Origin of the sequence: Pseudomonas sp. Pseusp11, assembly GCF_047304405.1 — a bacterium.
Taxonomy (GTDB): domain Bacteria; phylum Pseudomonadota; class Gammaproteobacteria; order Pseudomonadales; family Pseudomonadaceae; genus Aquipseudomonas.
This window is the reverse complement of record NZ_JBGLZF010000001.1, coordinates 225855-248097: the sequence shown is the minus strand read 5'-3', so window position 1 is coordinate 248097 and position 22243 is coordinate 225855. Positions and strand designations below refer to the sequence as shown.

Genomic DNA, 22243 nt, shown 5'->3' with positions numbered 1-22243 from the left:
CGTCCGCCCCCCCTGCCCCCCGGAAACTCTATCTGTCAGTGCTTGCCCACCGGCACCAGGGCAATTTTGTAGGGATCGAAAATCTTCAGCATCTGGCCGTTGCTTCGCAGGCCTTGCAGCAACTTGCCGAATGCTTCGCCCGTAATCGGCGCCTCTGGACGAATCAGCGCGTAATGGTGATAGACCTGATCGATGCGTTGCGACACCAGCAACTGCTCGCCGACTTTTTCGTTGCGCAGCAGGTAATCGCTCAGATAAGAGCGTGTCACCAGGGCAATGTCCGCTCGCCCGCGCAGCACCATCAGCAGGTTGCTGTCGTGGGAATAGGTCAGCGTGGCGTTGTAAGTGTCGGCCAGGTACTTGGGATCGGCGTTGAAATTGGCAAACTCGTAGTGATAGCCGCTGTACAGCGCCAGGCGCTTGCTCGCCAGATCCTTGAAGTAGTTCTCATCGCGACCGGGTTGCTTCTGCGCGACAAAGATTTCTGCATCTTCCAGGCCCATGTCGACGTCGGTATGCGGAATGTCCTTCCAGCCCCATTCCGGATTCTCGAAAATGGCCATATCGACCCGGCCTTCCTTGAAGTCATTGAAACGCCGGGGAATCGAGGTGGGCACCAGCACAAACTGATAATCGGTTTGCAGCTGATTCAACGCTTCCACCAGTTGCGGCAGCAGACCGGTGTCGGCACCGGACTCCGGGCGCACGGTATAGGGGGGAAAATGGGCGGCCCCGACCCGCACCTGTTGCGCGGCCTGAGATGGCAACACCCAGCACACTACAAGCGCCGCCAGCAAAAGCCGCGACGCAATTCGAATTGGCGAAGACATCAAAACAGCACACTCCCCAAAAAAATATTCATCAATGCATACAAACTAGGCGGTTTCGTCAACTTAGCCAGTTTCTTGCCGAGATAGACGTCTCTTACCGTTCTTCAAGCACCAAAATCAGCGCTTCATCGGCCAATTGATCGAGGTTCATACTGCCATCGGAGCGAAACCAGGTGGTGGTCCAGGAGAGCGCGCCCGTCAGGAAGCGGCGGGTGATGAACACGTCGCCACGGATAAAACCGGCGTCCTTGGCTTCTCCCAGCACCTGCAACCAGATGGCTTCATAAATATCGCGCAGCGCCAGAACCTGCGCCTGGCCTTCCTCAGACAGCGAACGCCACTCATACACCAGCACCGCCATGGCCTCGCCACTGCCGCCCATGATCGACTGCAATTCGCAGCGAATCAGCGCCAGCACCCGCTCGCGCACGCTGCCGGCCTCGGCCAGCGCTGCGCGCATCAACGCGGTGTTGTAGCGAATGGTCTCCTCCATCACTGCTCGCAGGATCTCGTCCTTGCTTTTGAAGTGATGAAAAATGCTGCCTGACTGAATGCCCACCGCACCGGCCAGATCGCGCACGGTGGTGCGTTCATAACCTTTGTTGCGAAACAGGTGAGCGGCCACCTGCAGCAGTTTGCCGCGGGCGCTGTCGGGATCGGTCAATTGGCCGCTGTCGACCAATTCGCGCATCACCCTCAGGGCTTTTTGCTCGTCCACCCGTTCTCTCCTACAGTCGATCAATCAAATGCGCCGCTGCCCGTTAAAACAGCAGGGTTGCGCGGGCAATTTAAGCTGGCGGGGGCGACCAAGCAAGCGCTCGGGAAGAAGATAATCAAGGCGTTTACAAACCAAGCGCTTGCTTGGTAGTCTCGAAGCACTTCTGTCGCAGGTGGCTATGGAGTTGACTGTGCCTAAAACAATTCGCATCGGTTGTGCCAGTGCATTCTGGGGCGACACCTCGACCGCCGCCGCGCAACTGGTGGAGGGCGGGCGACTGGACTATTTGGTGTTCGATTATCTGGCCGAAATAACAATGTCGATCATGGCCGGGGCGCGGATGAAAGATCCCGCCACCGGCTACGCCAGCGACTTCATCGAAGTCCTCAGCCCCCTCCTCGAGCAGCTCGCGAAACAACAGATCCGGGTGATCAGCAACGCCGGCGGGGTTAATCCACAGGCCTGCGCCGCTGCCCTGCAAGCCGCCTGCGACAAGGCCGGGGTGGCGCTGAAAATCGCCGTGCTGTCGGGTGACGACCTGCAACCGCAGTTCAAACACCTGAGCAACCTGGGTATCCATGAGATGTTCAGTGGCGCGCCCCTGCCGCCGATGTGCGTGTCGACCAATGCCTACCTCGGCGCACCGGGTATCGTCGAAGCCCTGCGCCTGGGCGCCGACATTGTGATTACCGGGCGCGTGGTCGACAGCGCCGTGGTCAGCGCCGCGCTGGTGCATGAGTTCGGCTGGTCGTGGCACGACTACGACAAACTCGCCCAAGCCGCATTGGCCGGGCATCTGATCGAATGCGGCGCCCAGTGCACCGGAGGCAATTTCACCGATTGGCATGACGTGCCCGATTACGAACACATCGGCTTTCCGATCGTCGAAGTCGGTGCCGACAGCCAGTTCATCGTCAGCAAATCCGACGGCTCCGGCGGCCTGGTCACACCGCTGACGGTTGGCGAGCAGATGCTCTATGAGATCGGCGACCCACAGGCCTATTTGCTGCCCGATGTAGTGTGCGATTTCAGCCAGGTCAAACTCGTGCAACAAGGCAAAAACGCGGTTCAGGTGCATGGCGCGAAAGGCTTGCCGCCGACCGCTCAGTACAAGGTCAGCGCAACGTACCCGGACGGTTTCCGCTGCACCGCCAGTTGCCTGATCGCCGGGATCGATGCCGTGGCCAAGGCCCGACGGGTCAGCCAGGCGATCATCAACAAGACCTCGGAAATGTTTAGCCAGCGCAGCTGGGCGCCCTACAGCGAAGTGAACATCGAACTGCTGGGCAGCGAAGCCACTTACGGCCCCCACGGCCAGCGCCAGGACAGCCGCGAAGTGGTGATCAAACTCGCCGTGCGCCATCCGGGCAAACAGGCCTTGATTCTGTTCTCCCGGGAAATCGCTCAGGCTGCCACCGCCATGGCGCCTGGGCTGACGGGAATCGTCGGCGGGCGGCCGACGGTGTATCCGTTGATCCGGCTGTTTTCGTTCCTGATCGACAAAACCGCCTGCACCTTGGAGATCGACCTTGCCGGTGAGCGCCATCCGTGTGCCCTGCCCGCCCTCGATGCGCTCGACCCAGCTGACTTGCCGCTGCCGTTCGACCCACCCAAAACCACAGAGCGTGCCGACGCCAGCGTGGCCTTGATCAAACTCGCCGTGGCGCGCTCCGGCGATAAGGGTAACCACAGCAACATCGGCGTCATGGCCCGCCACCCCGACTACCTGCCGTGGATCGCCGAAGCACTGACACCCGAGGTGATGGTCGACTGGATGAGCCATGTCCTCGACCCGATCCACGGACGCGTCGAACGCTGGTATTTACCCGGCACTCAGAGCTTTAATTTTCTTCTGGAAAACGCACTCGGCGGCGGTGGCGTGGCCAGCCTGCGGATCGATCCGCAGGGCAAGGCGTTCGCCCAACAACTGTTGGAAATCCAGATTCCGGTGCCCCAGCGCATCGCCGATCAGTTCAACTAGAGGACTGTCGCCATGGCTTACGACTCGATTTTCAAACCCGACCTGTTCGCCGGCCAAACCATCATTGTCACCGGTGGCGGCAGCGGCATCGGTCGTTGCACCGCCCATGAGCTCGCGGCCCTCGGCGCGCAGGTGCTGCTGGTGGGGCGCAATGCCGACAAATTGAAAAAGGTCAGCGCCGAAATCACCGAAGACGGCGGTAAAGCCAGTTGGCAGGTCTGCGATATCCGCAACGAAGACGCCGTCACGCAACTGGTCAGCGAGCTGATCCGCGAACACGGGCCGATTCATGGGTTGGTCAACAATGCCGGCGGGCAGTACCCGTCGCCGCTGGCGTCGATCAATCAGAAAGGTTTCGAAACCATCCTGCGCACCAACCTGGTGGGTGGTTTTCTGATGGCCCGGGAGGTGTTCAATCAGTCCATGAGCAAGCACGGCGGCGCCATCGTCAACATGCTCGCCGACATGTGGGGCGGCATGCCCGGCATGGGCCATTCGGGCGCGGCGCGCTCGGGCATGGACAACTTTACCAAGACCGCCGCGTTCGAATGGGGCTACGCCGGCGTGCGGGTCAACGCCGTCGCGCCGGGCTGGGTCGCGTCCAGCGGCATGGACACCTACGAAGGCGCGTTCCGCGCGGTGATTCCGACGCTGTGCGAACACGTGCCGCTCAAGCGCATCGGCACCGAATCGGAAATCAGCGCGGCGATTGTGTTCCTGCTCAGCCCGGCAGCGGCGTTTGTCAGCGGCAGCACGTTGCGCATCGACGGTGCCGCCAGCCTCGGCGGGCGAGCCTGGCCAATGCACAAGGCGCAGAACAGTCACTCGTACAACGGTTTTCACCGCGCCTATTTACCTGAAGTACTCAGGCCGGACGCCTCCAAACCAGACGAACCGAAGGACAAGGAATAACCATGCCGGTCATCCAGTCCCAGATAGACCCGTTCAGCGAACCGTTCGCCCGCAACCGTGCGGCCATGCTGGCCGGCATTGAGCAGGTCCGCCAGCTCGAACAGAACCTGTTGAGTAAAGCCGCTGAAGCCAAACCGCGGTTCGACAAGCGCGGGCAATTGCTGCCCCGGGAGCGGCTGAACCTGCTGCTTGATCCCGGCGCGCCGTTCCTCGAACTGGCGAGCCTGGCCGGCTACAAGCTGCACGACGACAAGGACGGCAGCGCGGCCGGCGGCGGTTTGATCGCCGGGATCGGTTACGTATCCGGCGTGCGGGTGCTGGTGGTGGCGAACAACAGCGCGATCAAGGGCGGCACCATTTCCCCCAGCGGCCTGAAAAAGTCCCTGCGCCTGCAACAGATCGCCATGGAAAACAAACTGCCGGTGATCACCCTCGCCGAGAGCGGTGGCGCCAACCTCAATTATGCGGCGGAGATTTTCGTCGAAGGCGCGCGCAGCTTTGCCAATCAGGCGCGGATGTCAGCGATGGGCTTGCCGCAGATCACCGTGGTCCACGGCTCGGCCACGGCGGGCGGTGCTTACCAGCCAGGGTTGTCGGATTACGTGGTGGTGGTGCGCGGCAAGGCCAAGCTGTTTCTCGCCGGGCCGCCGTTGCTCAAAGCCGCCACCGGTGAAGTCGCCACCGACGAAGAACTGGGCGGCGCCGAGATGCACGCGCAAACCGCCGGCACCGCCGAATACCTGGCCGAGAACGATGCCGATGGCGTGCGCCAGGTGCGCGAGATTGTCAGTCTGTTGCCGTGGAACGATCAGTTGCCGTGGTTACCGGAACGTCGGTGGGAAGAGCCGCTCTACCCCATCGACGAACTGCTGGGGCTGATTCCGGATGACCCGAAAAAACCTTACGACGTGCGTGAAATCATCGCGCGGATTGCCGACGCGTCGAACTTCCTTGAATTCAAAAGCGAGTTCGATCAGCAGACGGTGTGCGGGCATTTGCAGATCCAGGGTCGAGCCTGCGGTTTCATCGGCAACAACGGCCCGATCACGCCCAAAGGCGCGAGCAAGGCCGCTCAATTCATTCAACTCTGCGACCAGAGCCAGACGCCGCTGCTGTTTTTCCACAACACCACCGGCTTCATGGTCGGCACCGAATCGGAACAGCAAGGCGTGATCAAGCACGGCGCGAAAATGATTCAAGCGGTGGCCAATGCCCGGGTGCCTAAACTGACAATCGTCGTCGGCGGTTCCTACGGTGCCGGCAATTACGCGATGTGCGGCCGCGGTCTCGACCCACGCTTCATCTTCGCCTGGCCCAACAGCCGCACCGCGGTGATGGGCGGCGCCCAGGCCGGCAAAGTGCTGCGGATCGTCACCGAAGCCAAACAGCTCAAGGACGGGTTGGTACCCGACCCGAAAATGCTCGACATGCTGGAACAGGTCACCGCACAGAAACTCGACAGCCAGTCCACCGCGCTGTATGGCAGCGCCAACCTGTGGGACGACGGGCTGATCGATCCACGGGATACCCGCACGCTGCTTGGATACTTGCTGGACATCTGCCATGAGGCCGAGGTTCGGGCGCTGCAACCCAACAGCTTTGGTGTAGCCCGCTTCTAAGGGCGATCAGGAGAACAATAAAAATGATCTTCACCCAGGAACACGAAGCACTGCGCCGCACCGTCCGCCAATTCGTCGATCATGAAATCAATCCCCACGTCGAGGAATGGGAAAAGGCCGGGCGCTTTCCGATCCATGAGATCTTCCGCAAGGCTGGCGACCTCGGTCTGTTGGGAATCTCCAAACCGGAAAAATTCGGCGGCATGGGCCTCGACTACAGCTATTCGATTGTGGCGGCCGAAGAGTTCGGCACCATTCATTGCGGCGGCATTCCGATGTCCATCGGCGTGCAGACCGACATGTGCACCCCGGCCCTGGCGCGTTTCGGCTCCGATGAACTGCGCGAAGAATTCCTGCGGCCGGCGATCACCGGCGAGCAGGTCGGCTGCATCGGTGTTTCCGAAGTCGGCGCGGGCTCCGACGTCGCCGGGCTGAAAACCACCGCCCGCAAGGACGGCGACGACTACGTGATCAACGGCAGCAAGATGTGGATCACCAACTCGCCGAGCGCCGATTTCATTTGCCTGCTGGCCAACACCTCGGACGACAAACCGCACATCAACAAGTCGCTGATCATGGTGCCGATGAACAGCCCCGGGATCAGCCTCAGCTCGCACCTGGACAAGCTCGGCATGCGCAGCTCGGAAACTGCCCAGGTGTTTTTCGATAACGTGCGCGTGCCGCAACGCAACCGCATCGGCCACGAAGGCGCGGGGTTCATGATGCAGATGCTGCAATTCCAGGAAGAACGGCTGTTCGGCGCGGCGAACATGATCAAAGGCCTGGAGTACTGCGTCGACAGCACCATCGAGTACTGCAAGGAGCGCAAAACCTTCGGCAACGCGCTGATCGACAACCAGGTCATCCACTTTCGCCTGGCCGAATTGCAAACCGAAATCGAATGCCTGCGGGCGCTGGTCTACCAGGCCACCGAGCAATACATCAAAGGCCAGGACGTCACCCGTCTGGCCTCCATGGCCAAACTCAAGGCCGGGCGACTCGGTCGGGAGGTCAGCGACAGTTGCCTGCAATATTGGGGCGGCATGGGCTTCATGTGGGACAACCCGGTGGCCCGGGCTTACCGCGATGTGCGGCTGGTATCGATCGGCGGCGGTGCCGACGAAATCATGCTGGGGATCATCTGCAAACTCATGGGCATCCTGCCGGGGAAAAACAAATGAGCACCCTCCCCACCTGTCAAACCCTGCTGCTCGGCCTGCATGACAGCGTGCTGCACATCACCCTCAATCGTCCCGAAAGCCGTAATGCCATGAGCTTGCAGATGGTTGCCGAACTGCGTGCGGTGCTGGCGGCGGTACGCGATGACCGGCAGATTCGCGCGTTGGTGATCGGCGGTGCCGGCGGGCATTTTTGTGCCGGTGCCGACATCAAGGACATGGCCAACGCCCGCGCTCAAGGCCAGCCCGCCTACCGCGATCTGAACCGTGCGTTCGGTGCGCTACTGCAAGAGGTGCAACACGCGCCGCAAGTGGTGATTACGGTGCTGCAAGGTGCGGTGCTTGGCGGCGGCTTCGGCCTGGCTTGTGTCAGTGACATCGCGATGGCCGATCACCAGGCGCAGTTCGGCCTGCCGGAAACCAGCCTCGGCCTGTTGCCGGCGCAGATCGCGCCGTACGTGGTGCAGCGCATCGGCCTGACCCAGGCCCGCCGACTGGCCCTGACCGCCGCACGCTTCGATGGCACCCAGGCGCGGCGCATGGGGCTGGTGCATTTTGTCGAGCATGACCCACAAGCCTTGGCCGAACGCCTCGATGAGGTGCTGGCCCATGTGTTGTGTTGTGCGCCGGGGGCGAATGCGGCGACCAAAAAACTGTTGCTGGCGAGTGCCGGACACCCCTCGGATGATCTGCTGGATCAGGCAGCCGAGTGGTTCAGCGAAGCAGTGACCGGGGCTGAAGGGGTCGAGGGGACGATGGCTTTTGTGCAGAAGCGTAAACCAGGGTGGGCCGTTTAAAGAGCTTCGCGGGCAAGCGCGCGATGAGCCTTTACATTCACCGCAAAAACCAAGGAAATACCTCATGCCGGCCCTCAAGAAAATCCTGATCGCCAACCGCGGTGAAATCGCCTGCCGCGTCCAACGCACCGCGCAAAACCTGGGCTACCGCACCGTCGCCGTATTCAGCGACGCCGACGCCAATGCGCTGCATGTGCAGACGGCCGACGAAGCCGTGAACATCGGCCCGGCCCCGGTGCAGCAGTCTTATCTGAACATCCCGGCCATCATCGATGCCGCCCGGCGCACCGGTGCCGATGCAATCCATCCCGGTTACGGCTTCCTCTCGGAAAACTCAGGCTTCGCCCTCGCTTGCCAACAGGCCGGCATCATCTTCATCGGTCCCAGCCCCGAAGCCATAGAGCTGATGGGCAGTAAACGGCTGTCGAAACTCGCCATGATCAACGCCGGCGTGCCTTGCATCAAAGGCTATCAGGGCAGCGAACAGGACGACGCCAGCCTGCGTCGCGAAGCCGAACGCATTGGCTACCCGCTGATGATCAAGGCCAGTGCCGGCGGTGGCGGTCGCGGCATGCGCCTGGTGCACAGCGCCGCCGAATTGCTGGAACAGCTCCGCACCGCACGCTCCGAAGCCCTGCACGGGTTTGGCAGTGACGAATTGATCCTCGAACAAGCCTTGATCGATCCGCGTCATGTCGAAGTTCAGGTGTTCGGCGACCAGCACGGCAACCTGATCTACCTCGGCGAGCGCGACTGTTCGATCCAGCGTCGCCACCAGAAAATCATCGAAGAAGCGCCCTGCCCGGTGATGACCGCCGAGTTGCGCCAGGCCATGGGCGAGGCGGCGCTCAAGGCGGGTCGCGCGGTGAATTACGTGGGGGCTGGCACCGTGGAATTCCTGCTGGATGCTCACGGCCGGTTTTACTTCCTGGAGATGAACACCCGGTTGCAAGTGGAACACCCGGTGACTGAACTGATCACCGGCCTCGATCTGGTGGCCTGGCAATTACACATCGCCGAAGGGCAACCGCTGCCGCTACGACAGGAACAAGTGCAGCTCAACGGGCATGCCATGGAGGTGCGCCTGTATGCCGAAGATCCGGCCCAGGGATTTCTGCCGCAAACCGGGCGAATTGTGGCTTGGGAGCCAGCGATCCAGGGCAGTGTACGGATCGACCATGGCCTGATCGAAGGCCAGTCTGTCAGCCCGTTCTATGACCCGCTGCTGGGCAAGCTCATCGCCCACGGTGCCACCCGTGAAGAAGCCCGGCGCAGGTTGCTGCGGGCGGTACAGGACAGTGTGCTGCTGGGCGTGCAGAGCAATCAGCGCTTGCTCGCCAATCTGCTGGAACACCCCCAGTTCATCAGTGGCGAGTTCAGCACCGGGTTCATCCCCACGAACTTCGCCGACCATCCCTGCCTGCACCCTCATGCGCCGAGCGCCGACGAGCTGGCCATCGCCGCGGTGCTTTTTTATCAAGCATCAGCGCAGGCTCACCCCGCCCCGCTGGCCGGTTGGCGCAACAACGCCAGCGTGCCTCTGCACTATCGGATCGGCCTGGAGGATCAGGCCTGGCCGGTCGAACTGCACGCTGAACCTGGCGAAACCTACCGCGTGCAGGTCGGCGCCCGAACCCTCGAACTGAAGGTCATCCAGTGCGACGGACGCTGGGCCACCCTGCAAATCGACGGCATCCGCCAACGCCATGCCTACCGCCTCGAAGCCGGGCAACTCTGGTTGTTCACGCGCCCCGGCAGCCTGCGGCTGGTCGATCGGACCCGGGCGCTGGTCAGCGGCCAGGCCAGTGTCAGCTCCGGCACGCTCAAGGCGCCGATGGACGGGGCGATCGTCGACGTATTGGTCAGTGAGGGCAGCCCGGTCAGCAAAGGGCAGCTGCTGGTGGTGCTTGAAGCGATGAAAATGGAGCATCCACTCAAATCGGGTATCAACGGTGTGCTCAAGCGCTTGCAGGTCAAGGTTGGCGACCAGGTAAAAAATCGTCAGATTTTGTTGGAGGTCGAATAAGCCGCTAGGCGGATCCGCCGGGTTTGGCTACGCTCAAGCCCTATCAGGATGCGGATACCAGGAAACCTGCAATGCCTCACTGGCTGGTCATTGATCTGGAAGCCACCACCGATGAGGGCGGCTGGCCAGTAACAGAAATGGAAATCATCGAAATCGGCGCAACCCTCGTGGACCGAAAAGGCCGGGAACTGGATCACTTCCAGTGCTTCGTGCGCCCGTTGCGTCGGCCCCTGTTGACCCCGTTTTGCCGAGAACTGACCCACATCACCCAGGCCAATGTCGATGCTGCCCAGCCTCTGAGCGACGTCTGGGTTTCGTTCGAACGCTGGCTCGGCCAGCATCTCTCGAACCTGGAAGGCTGGGCCAGTTGGGGTGATTACGATCGCAAACAGCTACTTCAGGAGTGGCAGCGCCTGCAACTCGGCAGCGCCCTGAGCCGGGTGCCGCACATGAATCTCAAGCAACGTTTCGCCAAGGCCTGTCGACTGGAGCGCCCGCTGGGGCTTAATGGCGCCCTGCAACTGGCGGGCCTGCAGTTCAACGGTCAGCAGCATCGGGCGCTGGAGGATGCGCGCAATACCGCGCGCCTGTTACCGCTGATTTTCCCGGCTAATCCTTGAGTGCAGGTGGTGACGCCTATCGACACCTTGTGCATACTGGCCGGCCCTTTTTAGCCCTTTTCGAGGAATCGCCCATGTTTAAAGTCAACGAGTACTTCGACGGCACCGTCAAGTCGATCGCCTTTGGCACCGCTGAAGGTCCGGCGACCATCGGCGTCATGGCACCGGGCGAATACGAATTCGGCACCAGCCAGCGTGAAATCATGCACGTGGTGTCCGGCGCCCTGACCGTCAAACTGCCTGACAGCAGCGACTGGCAAACCTTCGCCGCCGGCAGTCAGTTCAACGTGCCCGCCAACAGCAAGTTCCAGCTGAAAGTGGCCGTCGACACCGCTTACCTGTGCGAATACCGCGGCTAACCCCCTAGGGTTTCACAGCGAAAAAAAATGCCCGTGTCCAAGGACACGGGCATTTTTTTATTGAGGGCTGCTATTCGAGGATCGTCACTGGCATACCGACTTCGAGCCGGCCATTACCGTCATTGACCAGGTTCTGCCCGAACATCGCGCCGTCCTCTTGAGCCCGATATTGCTGCAAGGTCGCCAGAGGTTCGCGGTCGTCGCTACGTTCGCCGGTCTTCGGGTCGATGGTGGTCAGAATACAACGTGAGCAGGACTTGACCACGCGGAACTCGACATCGCCAATGCGGATGCGCTTCCAGCCATCTTCGGCGAACGCCTCGCTGCCCTCGATCACCAGATTGGGCCGAAAGCGCAACATCTCCAGAGGTCGCCCGACCCGTTGCGACAAGTCTTCCAGCGACGCCTGGCCAATCAGCAACAACGGGAAACCGTCGGCAAAAGCCACCTGATCGTCGTCCTTGCCGTAGCCGGCCTGGGTGGTCCGCGCACGATCGAGCGGCACATGCACCAGACGCGTCGGCTTGCCGATGAACTCACTGACCCAGGCAGCCGCAGCAATACCGGCATCGGGCACGCGCAAGGTGTCGCGCCAGATGGTCACGCCACGCAGCTCTGCATCGCTGGCGGGCAAGGCGATATCGATCGGTGAATAGCCTTGGGCACTGAGGGTCAAGCCACCGCTTGCGTTCCACAACGCCGACAGCTGACTCATTTTCGCCACCGCGCGCTGGGTCAGAAAACGCCCGCTGGCCTCGTCCACCAGCATCCAGCGTCGATCGCCGTCCAGCCCCAGTTTGTCCAGGCTGACCTGATTCAAGGTCTCGCCCTTGCCGGATTTCAACGGAAAACGATAAAGCGCGCTCAGATGCATGGCCACAGCTCCCTGGTGGGCAAAAACGCCACCCTATACGAGCTTGATCGCCGAATCAAAGACCCTGTGGCGAGGGGGCTTGCCCCCGTTGGGCTGCGCAGCAGCCCCAAACCCTGCCACCGCGCTTTTCCAGATCGTTATCAGGCCGGCACTTCGTCGAGCATCAGGCGCTGACGCACCACGTCGACGAGTTTGTCGGGCTGGAATTTGGAGAGGAAGTTGTCGCAGCCGACCTTCTTGACCATCGAGTCATTGAAGCTACCCGACAGCGAGGTGTGCAGGACCACATAAAGGCCGCGCAAACGGGGGTCGTTGCGGATCTCGGTGGTCAGGCGATAGCCGTCCATCTCCGGCATTTCCGCATCGGTGAAGATCATCAACAGTTTGTCAGTCATGTTCACACCGGTATCAGCCCAGGCCTTGAGCATGTTCAGCGCCTTCAAGCCATCACTGGCGATATGCATTTTCACGCCCAACTGACCCAAGGTGTCGCGCAATTGCGACAGAGCCACGTTCGAGTCATCCACCAGCAGCACTTCACGGCCACGGGCGCGCTCCAGAACCGGATCGTCGAGTTTGTCGCGAGAGACCTTGGCGTTGTACGGCACGATTTCGGCCAGGACTTTTTCGACGTCGATGATTTCCACCAGTTGATCGTCGACTTTGCTGATGGCGGTCAGGTAATGCTGGCGACCGGCGCTGGTCGGCGGCGGCAGGATGGCTTCCCAGTTCATGTTGACGATGCGGTCCACGCCACCGACCAGGAACGCCTGCACCGAGCGGTTGTACTCAGTGACGATGATCGTACTGGTGGGGCTTGGCACCAGCGGACGCATGCCGATGGCCTGGGACAGGTCGATCACCGGCAGCGTCTGGCCACGCAGGTTGACCACGCCACAAACAAAGGGGTGGCGCTGCGGCATCAGGGTCAGTTTCGGCAGCTGCAGCACTTCCTGGACCTTGAAGACGTTGATCGCGAACAATTGCCGTCCGGCCAGCCGGAACATGAGAATTTCCAGGCGATTCTCACCCACCAGTTGCGTGCGTTGGTCTACCGTGTCGAGAATGCCGGCCATTAATGACTCCTGGGCTTGTTCTGATGAATTCACTAAAGAGAGTTATCGGCAGTTTTTGCCGAATCTTGACCCCCGGACAAAATGCCATGCCCAAGCATTGATGTCACATTAACATCATGCTTTACTGACCCCGTGATTCCATCTGCTTCATCCCTTGCGGCGCGACCTCGGTTTGCACGTTAGGTTCCCCTGTGTAAGGGATTCCCCTAGGCACAATCAGGCCCAACCTGATGTTCGCAATATCCAATAGCCATTAATGTGACGCCATTCTCATTGCATGAACGGAGTCAGGCTTTTGTGTGCGATCGCAGGTCAGTGGCCATCCACCCTCTCGAGTTCCCCAGTCGGTGCCCAAGCCTGCCAGAGCGCGATCTCACCAAGGCATGGCAGCGCCGGGACACGTAAGGTTCTCGTCGACACACACGACATTCCCTCATCTGACATGACGTTGTGGAGATAAGCATGGCGAACAACCCTAAAGAGTGGGCCCAGCGAATTCCGGAGTTTCTCGTCGAGGCTGAAACACTCCTGGCCAAGTCCGAGGAGTGCCTGAGTCATTTGCAGTTGATCAGCAATGACAAGGACGCCATCGATTGCATGCTCAGTACCCTTCTCAAGCTGGCAAGCAAGGCCGATGCCTTGGCACTGGCAACGGTTTCGGAATTCTCGCTGCACATTCATGGATTGCTGAGCCACGCCCAGAATCACATGGACCTGCACGATCAGGCCCTGGATGCGCTCAAGGATTGCTTCACGTTAATGGCCTGGCAACTCGAACTCATCGACCAGACCACCGGCCAACTCGGCCTCGATGACAGTGAACAGACGTCCCTGATCGAAGCGTTTGCATTTCAAGTGGGACAAAGTCAGTTTCAGCCGCCCAGCCACTCCAAGCAGTTCAGGCTCGTTTCGTTCTCTGAACGACAGGCTTGAATTCATCAACCCCGTGTTGCACATTTTTTATTGTAATGATGTCGCCCTGTAACTTGAGTGTGCGCATACCGCAATTGAATATTTCATACCCGTCGATGGCAGCTCGAAACAAATAGATACCCCGGCCCCGACTTCAGATAGTGCCTGCCAATAAAAACTAAACGCCTGGCACACTCGATATCTTTCGAAGATAAAAATCAAAAAGTTTTTCCATTGTGGAACTGTCGTCCAAAAACGTTATTTCCTGAAGGTGCCTACCTATATGCCGAACGCGACCAACGGTATCTTAAGTGGTATTATGCCGCCCATTCGTTGACGTCAATTAATGACAGAGTGACCCTTGGCGCGAACAAGCTCATAACATTGAAGGCTTTATTTCGAGCATTGCACTGCCGTCATTAAAGGCGACTCATACAACCTATTTTCAAACAGAGACCCGTCAGCCCTTATGACCGGTCTGCCCGCAGCGAACATCCATTGGCTCCATCCGCTATGTACGCCAGCCTCAAGTCAATCGCCCTGTGGCCACCCTCCCGAAAAAGCGCGCGCCGGTTCACGCTTTTCGTGTGCACCTGCTCGGCGCTTGGCAGCCTGTTGGTCTACAGCTTGTCGATGCCTCTGCCGGTGAGTCTGCTGGTGCTCAATATTGCGGCGCTGACCTGCGTCTGGGTGGGGCATCGCCTCTCGCTCAAATCGATAAAGTTTCAGCCTCAAGAATTGGCCGACCGTCTGCTGGAAGTTCAGGAAAATGAACGTCACCGGCTCAGTCGGGAACTGCATGATGATATTGGCCAATTGCTGACCGCCGCAAAACTTCAGAGTGAATGGCTCAAACGTCGATTGCCTGAAGAACTGCAGGGTCAATGTTCGGTACTCTGCGATACGCTGGATGAAACCCTGACCAAGGTTCGTGATGTATCAGCCATCCTGAACCCACGACAGTTGACCAGTCTCGGGCTGGAAGCCAGTCTGCGTGCGCATTTACTCAGAACCCTGGCCAATACGTCCGTGAACTGGAGCCTGGAATGCCATCAACGTTTGACTGGCATACCGGAAGAAATGGCGGTGGCGGCCTTTCGCATCACTCAAGAAGCGGTTACCAATATGCTGCGCCATGCCGAAGCCAGGAATCTGTTGGTCCGCCTGCAACGTCTGCCCCAAGGCCTGACGTTGTTAATCAGTGACGACGGCCTGGGGTTCGAGCCAGCGGCAGACCCTGCTCGCGAGGGGCAACGCGGAATGGCTGGAATGTCGGAACGGATCGATCAGTTGGGCGGTACGCTGACCGTGACCAGCGAGCCGGGCAAAGGCACTCAAATCGAAGCACTCTTCCCCTGGGCGCCCCGTGCGCTGGAACGGGCCAGTACGAATAAGGTTATGCGTTGACTTGTAACTTACTTCTGGTGGATGACCACTCGCTTATCAGGGCTGGCGTGCGCGCTCTGGTGCTGGATATTCCCGGCTATGCGGTCATTGGGGAGGCCAGTGACGGCTCGCAGTTACTCGAGATGGTCGAGCAACTGTCCCCGGACATCATCCTGCTGGATATCTCCATGAGGAAAACCGGTGGCCTTGAAGCCTTGCAGCGACTCAAACGAGTACGTCCGCAGTGCAAAGTGCTCATCCTGTCGATGCACACCGACCCGGCGCTCATCATGCAAGCACTCGAATCCGGGGCTCATGGCTACCTGCTCAAAGACACCACGGCCACCGAGCTCGAACATGCCCTGGATGCCTTGCGCAATAACGAACGCTACCTGAGCCCGGCCATTGCCCACACCGTCATCAACCAGGCGCTGACCCGAACTCAGAAAAATCAGGCGCCAACCCAGGACTCGCACAACCTGACGGCACGCCAGCTGGAAATCCTGCGATTGATTGTTCGCGGAAAATCCACCCGGGAAATTGCCAACGGCTTGGGCCTGAGCATCAAGACTGTCGAAACCCACCGCTCGCAGATCATGAAACGCTTGCAGATCTACGATGTGGCCGGCCTGGTGTTGTTCGCCGTACGCGAGCAAATCATCAGTCTGGACGATTAGCCGGATTCGAGCCGCTCAGCAGCGGCGAGCCCTCGGGCAAATGCACCGGCAATGCCGCCGGCCGTGCCGAAAAACGCAGGCTATCGCCCTCCAGAGGCTCACCATCAAGGTTGATATAAAGGCCCTCCGATACTTTGATCTCGACCCACGGCAAGCGGGCTCGCACAAACATGCTGTCGATTCCGAAACCATCGGTCAGCAGGTCTTTCAAGGTACCGACCACTTCCTGGGGCGCGGGCAAAATGCTGATATCCAGCAGACCATCGTCAGCCAGCGCCTGCGGGCACAACATATGACCACCACCAGCCTGTCGGCCATTGCCGATGCCTAATGCCAACAACTCACCGGCCCAGTAAAAATCCGGCCCCTGCAACTCGCCATAGGCGGCATGCAACTCACTGAAGCGCGATAAACCGGTGAAGAGATAAGCCGCGCCGCCAAGAATTTTTTTCAGATCCTCGGAAGTATTGGCCGTGACCTGACTGCCAAAACCGCCCGTGGCCATGTTCAGAAAAACCTGCCCGCCGACCTCCCCCAGATCAATGGCATGCGGAACGGCCTCCAAAAGCTCCAGCGCTTGAGCGGGCTCCAGGGGCACACCCGCGGCGCGTGCAAAATCGTTGGCGGTGCCCAAGGGCAAAAGCACCAGGCTGGCCTGCGTCGAATGCGCCGCCATGGCTTCGGCGATATCACGCAAGGTGCCATCGCCGCCGCCGGCAATCAGCTGCGTATAGCCCGCCGCCAATGCTTCCCCCACCAGCCGTTGCGCATCACCGGCCTCCCAGGTCAATCGAACAGCCAGTTCCCAGCCTTGTTGGCGCTTGCCTTCGACAGCTGAACGGACCTGCTCATTGAGTGCCTGCTTGCCATGCAGAATCAACAGCGCCTTGCGCTCGCTCATTTTGATCAGCCCCCTTTCCGAATCCGTATGGGAGATGTTGACCTCGCAGCCCCTCATAAAAGTCGCAAGGATTTCAATTATTTCCAGGGGAAGGACACTTGAGTCCTACAGAGCGGTATTTTTTCTTACAAAACCTGAGGAATCGGCTCAATTGACCCATCAGGGTAATTGGTACACCGTTGTGTCAGCGGTTATCAGTCATCACCAATAAATCACACAGGGACGTGCAAACAATGAATGGAACCTCTTTAAGGTCCTTAAAAATCGTAAGTAATAAAAGTATCGGCCACCTGAATGGTTTTAACGCAAGGAGCCAATTATTCCATGCAAAGCCATGACCTCAGGCTACCGGTAACTCCGGTTACGCCGTTCTCAGACAATCACGCCAATCAGCAGGCTGAATTCAAAAGCAGCGCAAAGCCCATCGGAGAAGTTGATATGGAACCTCGCGTCACTGAACTGGAGACACATCTCAAGTACATCCGCAGAGACCTGGATGAAGTCCGCGGCGACGTCAAATCCATCAAGCACAGGCTTGCCTATTCAGCTGGCGGAACAGCTGTGGTCCTGGGGCTTTTGAGCTGGATCTCCAACAGTCGCTTCGACCAGGTCGTGACCCTTCTGGCAAATTAAGGAACGGTCACGCACGCAAGCCCCAACGCTTTCGACCGGGCTTGCGTGGCAGAACCAGGACCTGCATCAGCCCAGGACTTCACTCAACGGGATGAAGCTCACACTATCACCCTCGATCAGCGTACGGTCCTCCAGCACTTCAACCAGACCATCCGCCCAAGCGGCACTGCGCAGTACGCCAGAACTCTGATTCTTGTAGATGATTGCCCGGCCATTTTCCAGACGTCCGCGCAAGTACTCACGTCGGTTACCAGCCTTTGGCCAGACAAACCCTGCCGGTACCTGAAACTTCAGGGGTTCGATCTCTTTTACGCCTTGGCGGCGCAAGAGGTAGGGCCTCGCCAACAGAGCAAAAGTCACCAGGGTTGACGCCGGATTGCCAGGCAAACCAATGACAGGCACACCGCGAAAATGCCCGAACGTCAGCGGCTTGCCTGGCTTGATGGCAAGCTTCCACAGGGTCAACTCGCCCTCTTCCCGCAAGGCAACGCCCAGAAAGTCGGCTTCTCCCACCGATACGCCACCGGTGGAGAGAATCAGGTCGACATCCTTCAACTCGCCGAGACGGGCACGAGTGGTCGCTAAATCATCGGGAAGAATGCCAGCATCGATCACCTCACAGCCCAAGCGCTGCAACCAGCTGCAAAGCAACACTCGATTGCTGTTGTAGATCTGTCCCGGTCCAAGGGCCTGGCCCGGCTCAATCAGCTCATCCCCGGTAGACAAGACCGCAACACGAACCTTGCGAACCACGTCCAGTTCAGCGCATCCCAACGATGCCGCCAGCCCCTGCTCGATGGGCCCCAGGCGTGTACCGGCGGGCAAGATCAACTCACCGGCGGTGGTTTCCTGGCCTTGTGGACGGATGTTCTGCCCCGGGGTCATGGTCTCGGTGAAACGTACCCGCTCATCCGCCTGAACCTCGGCGTTCTCCTGCATCTCGACACAGTCGGCACCCGCGGGCACAGGCGCGCCGGTGAAGATCCGCGCACAGGTCCCAGGCTTCAAGGGCTCCGGAGCCTGACCCGCAAAAATCTTCTGGCTGACCGGCAACGGTTCTCCCGTCCAGTCGGCGATGCGCAAGGCATACCCATCCATGGCACTGTTGGGCCAAGGCGGCAGATCAAGTGTCGAAACCAGATCAGCAGCTAGTACACGCCCCTGAACCTGCGCCAACGGCAAGCGTTGGTGCTCATGAATTCTCGAGGCGTCGGCCATTTCCAGTAACCGCGCGAGCGCTACCTCGACAGCCATCAGGCTGCCAGTCTTGCCTGGCTTACCCACGGGATTCACAGGGTGCCGCCTGTTTCAGATGGATCACGAAATTGCACGGACGGTGCCGGGAATCCAGTTGTTCGGCGAGAATGCCGTCCCAACCGGTGCGCACAGCATTGGTCGAACCCGGCAAGCAGCAAACCAGCGTGCCATTGGCCAGACCGGCCAAGGCCCGGGACTGAACCGTGGAAGTACCGATATCCGCCACCGATATCTGCCGGAACAGCTCACCAAAACCATCGACCTGCTTATCCAGCAAGCAACTCACCGCTTCGGGCGTGCTGTCACGACCGGTAAACCCGGTACCGCCAGTGATCAGCACCACTTGCACGACTTCATCGGCAATCCAGTTGGCCACTTGCGCACGAATTTTGTAGAGATCATCTTTGAGCAATACACGGGCCGCCAGGTTATGACCGGCAGCGCTCAAGCGGTCAACGAAGACCTGGCCTGAGGTATCGGTTTCCAGGGTACGGGTATCGCTGACAGTCAGCACCGCGATGTTGAGCGGTGCGAAAGGTACATCAGCCTTGGCTTTCATAGGCTCGTCCAGTTGTAGGAGAAACAGCCCGGTGTTATATCACAGCGCCTCATTTTTTCGCCGCCCCCATGGAGAAGTGCAATGACCTCGGATACACCTTTGGCGCCGTGCTCCATTTTGCTCCTGGCGGGCGGGCGTGGCCAACGCATGGGCGGTCGGGACAAAGGTTTGCTGGAATGGCACGGCGAGCCCCTGATCGCGCATCTGCACCGCAAGACCCGTCTGCTGAGCGATGATCTGATCATCTCCTGCAACAGAAACCTGGAGAAATATGCGCCTTATGCGGATCAACTGGTCCATGACGATGAAGGCGACTTTCCGGGGCCATTGGCGGGTATTCGCGCAGGCCTGAAGGCCGCCCGCCACACGCACCTGCTGGTATTGCCCTGCGATGTGCCACGCATCGATGCGGCGCTGCTCCAGAACATGCGTGAAACTGCCGCGCAGCATCCGGACAAACCGTTGATGCTGCGCCATGGAGAACACTGGGAACCTTTGCTATGCATGATTCCCGTCGTTCTTTCAGGGGCTTTCGAGACGGCCTGGAACGAAGGCGAGCGCAGCCCGGGCCGACTGATGCGCACATTGGGCGCCATGGCCCTGCAGTGCCCCGACAACGACCCTCGCCTGGCCAACCTCAATACGCCGGAACTGTTAAGCACGCATCACACTGTGTCAGACTGACGCTCGAAGGAACTTGCACGCGCTGCATACGTCTCAAGCTCAGTATTCAAAAGATTTTCCATTCGGAGACACACCCATGACCCAACGGACCCTCGCCACTTTCATGCTCGCACTGGGCCTTGCGACCCTCGCCGGTTGTGCATCGCCTTCAGTGATCACCTTGAATGACGGTCGAGAAATCCAGGCCGTCGACGCGCCTAAGTACGATCAAGAGTCGGGCTTTTACGAGTTCGAACAGCTGGATGGCAAACACATCCGTATCAACAAGGATCAGGTTCGTACCGTTAAAGAGTTGTAATCTTTGCGGCGACCATCGGATACAGAAAAGCCCGCTTTTAAAGCGGGCTTTTTCGTGGCTGAAGCAAAGCAGGTTTGCCTGTAATCACCACTCCAGGGTGATTGTGCTTTCGAACTCTCTTTCCTGCCCCGTAACCGGATCAACAAATCGCAATCCCTGGGCCAACAGCTTCAAGGGGTTGGCATAGTCGTCTTCTACGTCCTTGAGCACCCGCGGATAGAACGGGTCATTGCAGATGCCAGCCCCCAGGGCCGCCATGTGCACTCGCAACTGATGTTTCTTGCCCGTTACCGGGTAAAGCGCATATCGCCAGAACTCACCGTTTTTTTCCCTGACCTCGACAGCCGTCTCGGTATTGCTGACGCCCGGACCTTCCTGCATGCGAAAGAACGGCTCGCCATCGATGAGTCGACTTTTATGAACCATCGGAAAGGTCAGTTCAGGCAATGCCCGGGCGATTGCTTCGTAGCGTTTTTCGATCTGGCGTGTAGGAAACAATGACTGATACGCTGACCGACTCTGAGGATTGGCTGAGAACAGCACCAGCCCTGCCGTATGCCGGTCAATACGATGCAAAGGCACCAGATGCGGGTTATCCAGTCGCCGGATCAGTCGTCGCAGCAATGTCTGCTCCACATACTCACCAGCCGGCGTCACCGGCAGGAAGTGCGGTTTGTCCGCCACCACCAGATGCTCGTCGGCATAGAGGATCGACTCCACCACCGGGATCGGTTTTTCGTCCGGTACTTCACGAAAATAATGAATCCGCAGACCTTCCTTATAAGGCAGATCCAGGGCGATCGGCATGCCTTGTCCATCGAGGACACGACCGCGAGCAATTCTGTCCAGCCATTGCTCACGACCGATGGCGCTGAAGTGTTCGCACAGGCAATCGAATACGGTCTGCCACGGACCAGGCGGCAGATAGAGCGTGCTGGCCTGGTTGTGCGCAGCAGAAAACGATGAAGTGGACATACGAAAAACTCTAACCTTCAATGCAGGGCAGCATTATCCAACAGTGGCCGGAACGAACCTAGAAGAGAATCCTCAGGCCGGTATTGACTGCGTTCGAGCGGCCGCTTCGGTGAACTCCTTGAGCCAGCGCAGCACATCGACCGCTTCCCAGCGACCCGGATCATAAAGCGCATACAACAACCCCTGATAGCCCACGACATCGAGCTGCCGGTGATAACCCGCACGCTGGAACAAGGCTTCGATTTCGGCGAAACAGGTATTGAAATGCAGTTTGTTGAAAGGCGTTTTTCCTTCCGTGACCAGACCATCCAGACGCAATTCGAGGACCGCCTCGCGCACCACGTCTGCCGACATCCGGTTCACGCTGTTCTTCAATTGTTCGACATTGACCACATTTCATCCCTCTGACGTCCGGGATCATCTGCCCAAACCCGAACAGGGAGAAGCATGGCAGGCAACCCGAATAACTGTATGCACATACAGTAACCGAATAACCAACCTTTCGCCAACGAATGAAACGAGGATCGCGACAGATGGGGGCATCGCCAGCAGTGTCAGGATTCCCGCAGGAACGCCACCACCTGCTCGGCACTAAACGGCCAGCCCAGTTCAGCGCCGGTATCGACCCGACGCAGCACCGGAATACGCAGGCTGTAGGCTTCGAACCAGGTTTCATCGTCAGCGATATCCACCAGCTCCACCAACAGACCACGCTCGACAAACTCCATCAGCATGGCTTCGGCGACTTCACAAAGATGGCAACCAACGGTGCCGAACAGCTGACATTCAGGAGGCATGACGACAAGACCAAACGAGTAAGCGCTCATTCTAGGCCCACCATCAAACGCAGTCGAGCCGACGTCCGAGCAACGGTGATTTCAAGAGTTTTCGGCAAAATTCTGACGCAAATCATTTGCGTCGCCGGTCATTTGCGCGATGCTCGCGTCTTTTTTGCCTCTACGCTTGAGTAG

General features: G+C 59.2%; 24 protein-coding genes. 14 read left to right on the top strand and 10 right to left on the bottom strand.

Features of this window, described 5'->3' with window-relative positions:
- Positions 1-35: 35 nt before the first annotated feature.
- Both ACCC96_RS01175 and ACCC96_RS01170 read right to left on the bottom strand, forming a co-directional pair.
- The gene (locus ACCC96_RS01175) at positions 36-830 is read right to left on the bottom strand and encodes a substrate-binding periplasmic protein (RefSeq protein ID WP_413694743.1); all 795 of its coding nucleotides are present in this window, start codon (positions 828-830) and stop codon (positions 36-38) included.
- A gap of 94 nt (positions 831-924) precedes the next feature.
- The gene (locus ACCC96_RS01170) at positions 925-1548 is read right to left on the bottom strand and encodes a TetR/AcrR family transcriptional regulator (RefSeq protein WP_413694742.1); all 624 of its coding nucleotides are present in this window, start codon (positions 1546-1548) and stop codon (positions 925-927) included.
- A gap of 190 nt (positions 1549-1738) precedes the next feature.
- Between ACCC96_RS01170 and ACCC96_RS01165 the strand changes: the two genes are divergently transcribed.
- From ACCC96_RS01165 to ACCC96_RS01130, 8 genes are all read left to right on the top strand, one after another.
- On the top strand, positions 1739-3529 hold the full coding sequence (locus ACCC96_RS01165) for an acyclic terpene utilization AtuA family protein (RefSeq protein WP_413694741.1): 1791 nt from the start codon (positions 1739-1741) through the stop codon (positions 3527-3529).
- A 12-nt stretch (positions 3530-3541) separates the two neighbouring features.
- Positions 3542-4441 carry an SDR family oxidoreductase gene (locus ACCC96_RS01160; RefSeq protein WP_138867052.1) on the top strand — a complete coding sequence of 300 codons (900 nt, stop codon included), beginning with the start codon at positions 3542-3544 and terminating at the stop codon, positions 4439-4441.
- Positions 4442-4443: 2 nt separating this feature from the next.
- Complete coding sequence (atuC, locus tag ACCC96_RS01155; protein WP_258672910.1) at positions 4444-6060, top strand: geranyl-CoA carboxylase subunit beta; 1617 nt, start codon at positions 4444-4446, stop codon at positions 6058-6060.
- Positions 6061-6083: 23 nt separating this feature from the next.
- The gene (gene atuD / locus ACCC96_RS01150) at positions 6084-7241 is read left to right on the top strand and encodes a citronellyl-CoA dehydrogenase (protein ID WP_413694740.1); all 1158 of its coding nucleotides are present in this window, start codon (positions 6084-6086) and stop codon (positions 7239-7241) included.
- Positions 7238-8035: an enoyl-CoA hydratase/isomerase family protein gene (locus ACCC96_RS01145; protein ID WP_258672908.1), complete on the top strand. Its 798-nt coding sequence runs from the start codon at positions 7238-7240 to the stop codon at positions 8033-8035. Before atuD ends, ACCC96_RS01145 begins: the two co-directional genes overlap by 4 nt.
- Before the next feature lie 64 nt (positions 8036-8099).
- Positions 8100-10061, top strand: coding sequence for an acetyl-CoA carboxylase biotin carboxylase subunit (locus ACCC96_RS01140; protein ID WP_413694739.1), 1962 nt, complete (start codon positions 8100-8102; stop codon positions 10059-10061).
- A gap of 71 nt (positions 10062-10132) precedes the next feature.
- A complete protein-coding gene (locus ACCC96_RS01135; protein ID WP_413694738.1) occupies positions 10133-10681 on the top strand; it encodes an exonuclease domain-containing protein in 549 nt (182 codons plus the stop codon).
- Positions 10682-10755: 74 nt separating this feature from the next.
- Positions 10756-11040 carry a pyrimidine/purine nucleoside phosphorylase gene (locus ACCC96_RS01130; protein ID WP_018929993.1) on the top strand — a complete coding sequence of 95 codons (285 nt, stop codon included), beginning with the start codon at positions 10756-10758 and terminating at the stop codon, positions 11038-11040.
- Between the two features lie 70 nt (positions 11041-11110).
- Here the strand turns inward: ACCC96_RS01130 and ACCC96_RS01125 are convergent, their stop codons facing one another.
- Both ACCC96_RS01125 and ACCC96_RS01120 read right to left on the bottom strand, forming a co-directional pair.
- Positions 11111-11914 carry an MOSC domain-containing protein gene (locus ACCC96_RS01125; RefSeq protein ID WP_413694737.1) on the bottom strand — a complete coding sequence of 268 codons (804 nt, stop codon included), beginning with the start codon at positions 11912-11914 and terminating at the stop codon, positions 11111-11113.
- 140 nt (positions 11915-12054) lie between these two features.
- Positions 12055-12990, bottom strand: a complete 936-nt coding sequence (locus tag ACCC96_RS01120; protein ID WP_018929995.1) for a chemotaxis protein CheV — start codon at positions 12988-12990, stop codon at positions 12055-12057.
- A 462-nt stretch (positions 12991-13452) separates the two neighbouring features.
- Between ACCC96_RS01120 and ACCC96_RS01115 the strand changes: the two genes are divergently transcribed.
- The 3 genes from ACCC96_RS01115 (at position 13453) to ACCC96_RS01105 (ending at position 15965) form a co-directional block, all read left to right on the top strand.
- Positions 13453-13923, top strand: coding sequence for a hypothetical protein (locus tag ACCC96_RS01115; RefSeq protein WP_019582507.1), 471 nt, complete (start codon positions 13453-13455; stop codon positions 13921-13923).
- A gap of 492 nt (positions 13924-14415) precedes the next feature.
- Positions 14416-15309 carry a sensor histidine kinase gene (locus tag ACCC96_RS01110; protein WP_413694761.1) on the top strand — a complete coding sequence of 298 codons (894 nt, stop codon included), beginning with the start codon at positions 14416-14418 and terminating at the stop codon, positions 15307-15309.
- Positions 15306-15965 carry a response regulator transcription factor gene (locus ACCC96_RS01105; RefSeq protein WP_019582509.1) on the top strand — a complete coding sequence of 220 codons (660 nt, stop codon included), beginning with the start codon at positions 15306-15308 and terminating at the stop codon, positions 15963-15965. The genes ACCC96_RS01110 and ACCC96_RS01105 overlap by 4 nt, the downstream gene beginning before the upstream one ends.
- Here ACCC96_RS01105 and yegS read toward each other — a convergent pair.
- Complete coding sequence (gene yegS / locus ACCC96_RS01100) at positions 15949-16866, bottom strand: lipid kinase YegS (protein ID WP_413694736.1); 918 nt, start codon at positions 16864-16866, stop codon at positions 15949-15951. The genes ACCC96_RS01105 and yegS overlap by 17 nt on opposite strands.
- Positions 16867-17190: 324 nt before the next feature.
- Here yegS and ACCC96_RS01095 point away from each other — a divergent pair, with 324 nt between their 5' ends.
- Positions 17191-17499 carry a hypothetical protein gene (locus tag ACCC96_RS01095; RefSeq protein ID WP_019650572.1) on the top strand — a complete coding sequence of 103 codons (309 nt, stop codon included), beginning with the start codon at positions 17191-17193 and terminating at the stop codon, positions 17497-17499.
- Positions 17500-17565: 66 nt separating this feature from the next.
- Here the strand turns inward: ACCC96_RS01095 and glp are convergent, their stop codons facing one another.
- Positions 17566-18792, bottom strand: a complete 1227-nt coding sequence (gene glp / locus ACCC96_RS01090) for a gephyrin-like molybdotransferase Glp (RefSeq protein WP_019650571.1) — start codon at positions 18790-18792, stop codon at positions 17566-17568.
- Positions 18776-19315, bottom strand: coding sequence for a molybdenum cofactor biosynthesis protein B (gene moaB, locus ACCC96_RS01085; RefSeq protein ID WP_413694735.1), 540 nt, complete (start codon positions 19313-19315; stop codon positions 18776-18778). The genes glp and moaB overlap by 17 nt, the downstream gene beginning before the upstream one ends.
- 81 nt (positions 19316-19396) lie before the next feature.
- Between moaB and mobA the strand changes: the two genes are divergently transcribed.
- Complete coding sequence (gene mobA / locus ACCC96_RS01080) at positions 19397-19999, top strand: molybdenum cofactor guanylyltransferase MobA (RefSeq protein ID WP_019650570.1); 603 nt, start codon at positions 19397-19399, stop codon at positions 19997-19999.
- A 76-nt stretch (positions 20000-20075) separates the two neighbouring features.
- Complete coding sequence (locus ACCC96_RS01075; RefSeq protein WP_007940041.1) at positions 20076-20297, top strand: YgdI/YgdR family lipoprotein; 222 nt, start codon at positions 20076-20078, stop codon at positions 20295-20297.
- Between the two features lie 84 nt (positions 20298-20381).
- Here the strand turns inward: ACCC96_RS01075 and ACCC96_RS01070 are convergent, their stop codons facing one another.
- The 3 genes from ACCC96_RS01070 to ACCC96_RS01060 form a co-directional block, all read right to left on the bottom strand.
- Positions 20382-21272, bottom strand: coding sequence for a pseudouridine synthase (locus ACCC96_RS01070; protein ID WP_258672904.1), 891 nt, complete (start codon positions 21270-21272; stop codon positions 20382-20384).
- Between the two features lie 72 nt (positions 21273-21344).
- Positions 21345-21665 (bottom strand): hypothetical protein, encoded by a 321-nt coding sequence (locus tag ACCC96_RS01065; RefSeq protein WP_007895054.1) that lies wholly within the window; start codon positions 21663-21665, stop codon positions 21345-21347.
- A 161-nt stretch (positions 21666-21826) separates the two neighbouring features.
- The gene (locus tag ACCC96_RS01060) at positions 21827-22069 is read right to left on the bottom strand and encodes a glutaredoxin family protein (protein WP_019582515.1); all 243 of its coding nucleotides are present in this window, start codon (positions 22067-22069) and stop codon (positions 21827-21829) included.
- Between the last annotated feature and the right edge of the window lie 174 nt (positions 22070-22243).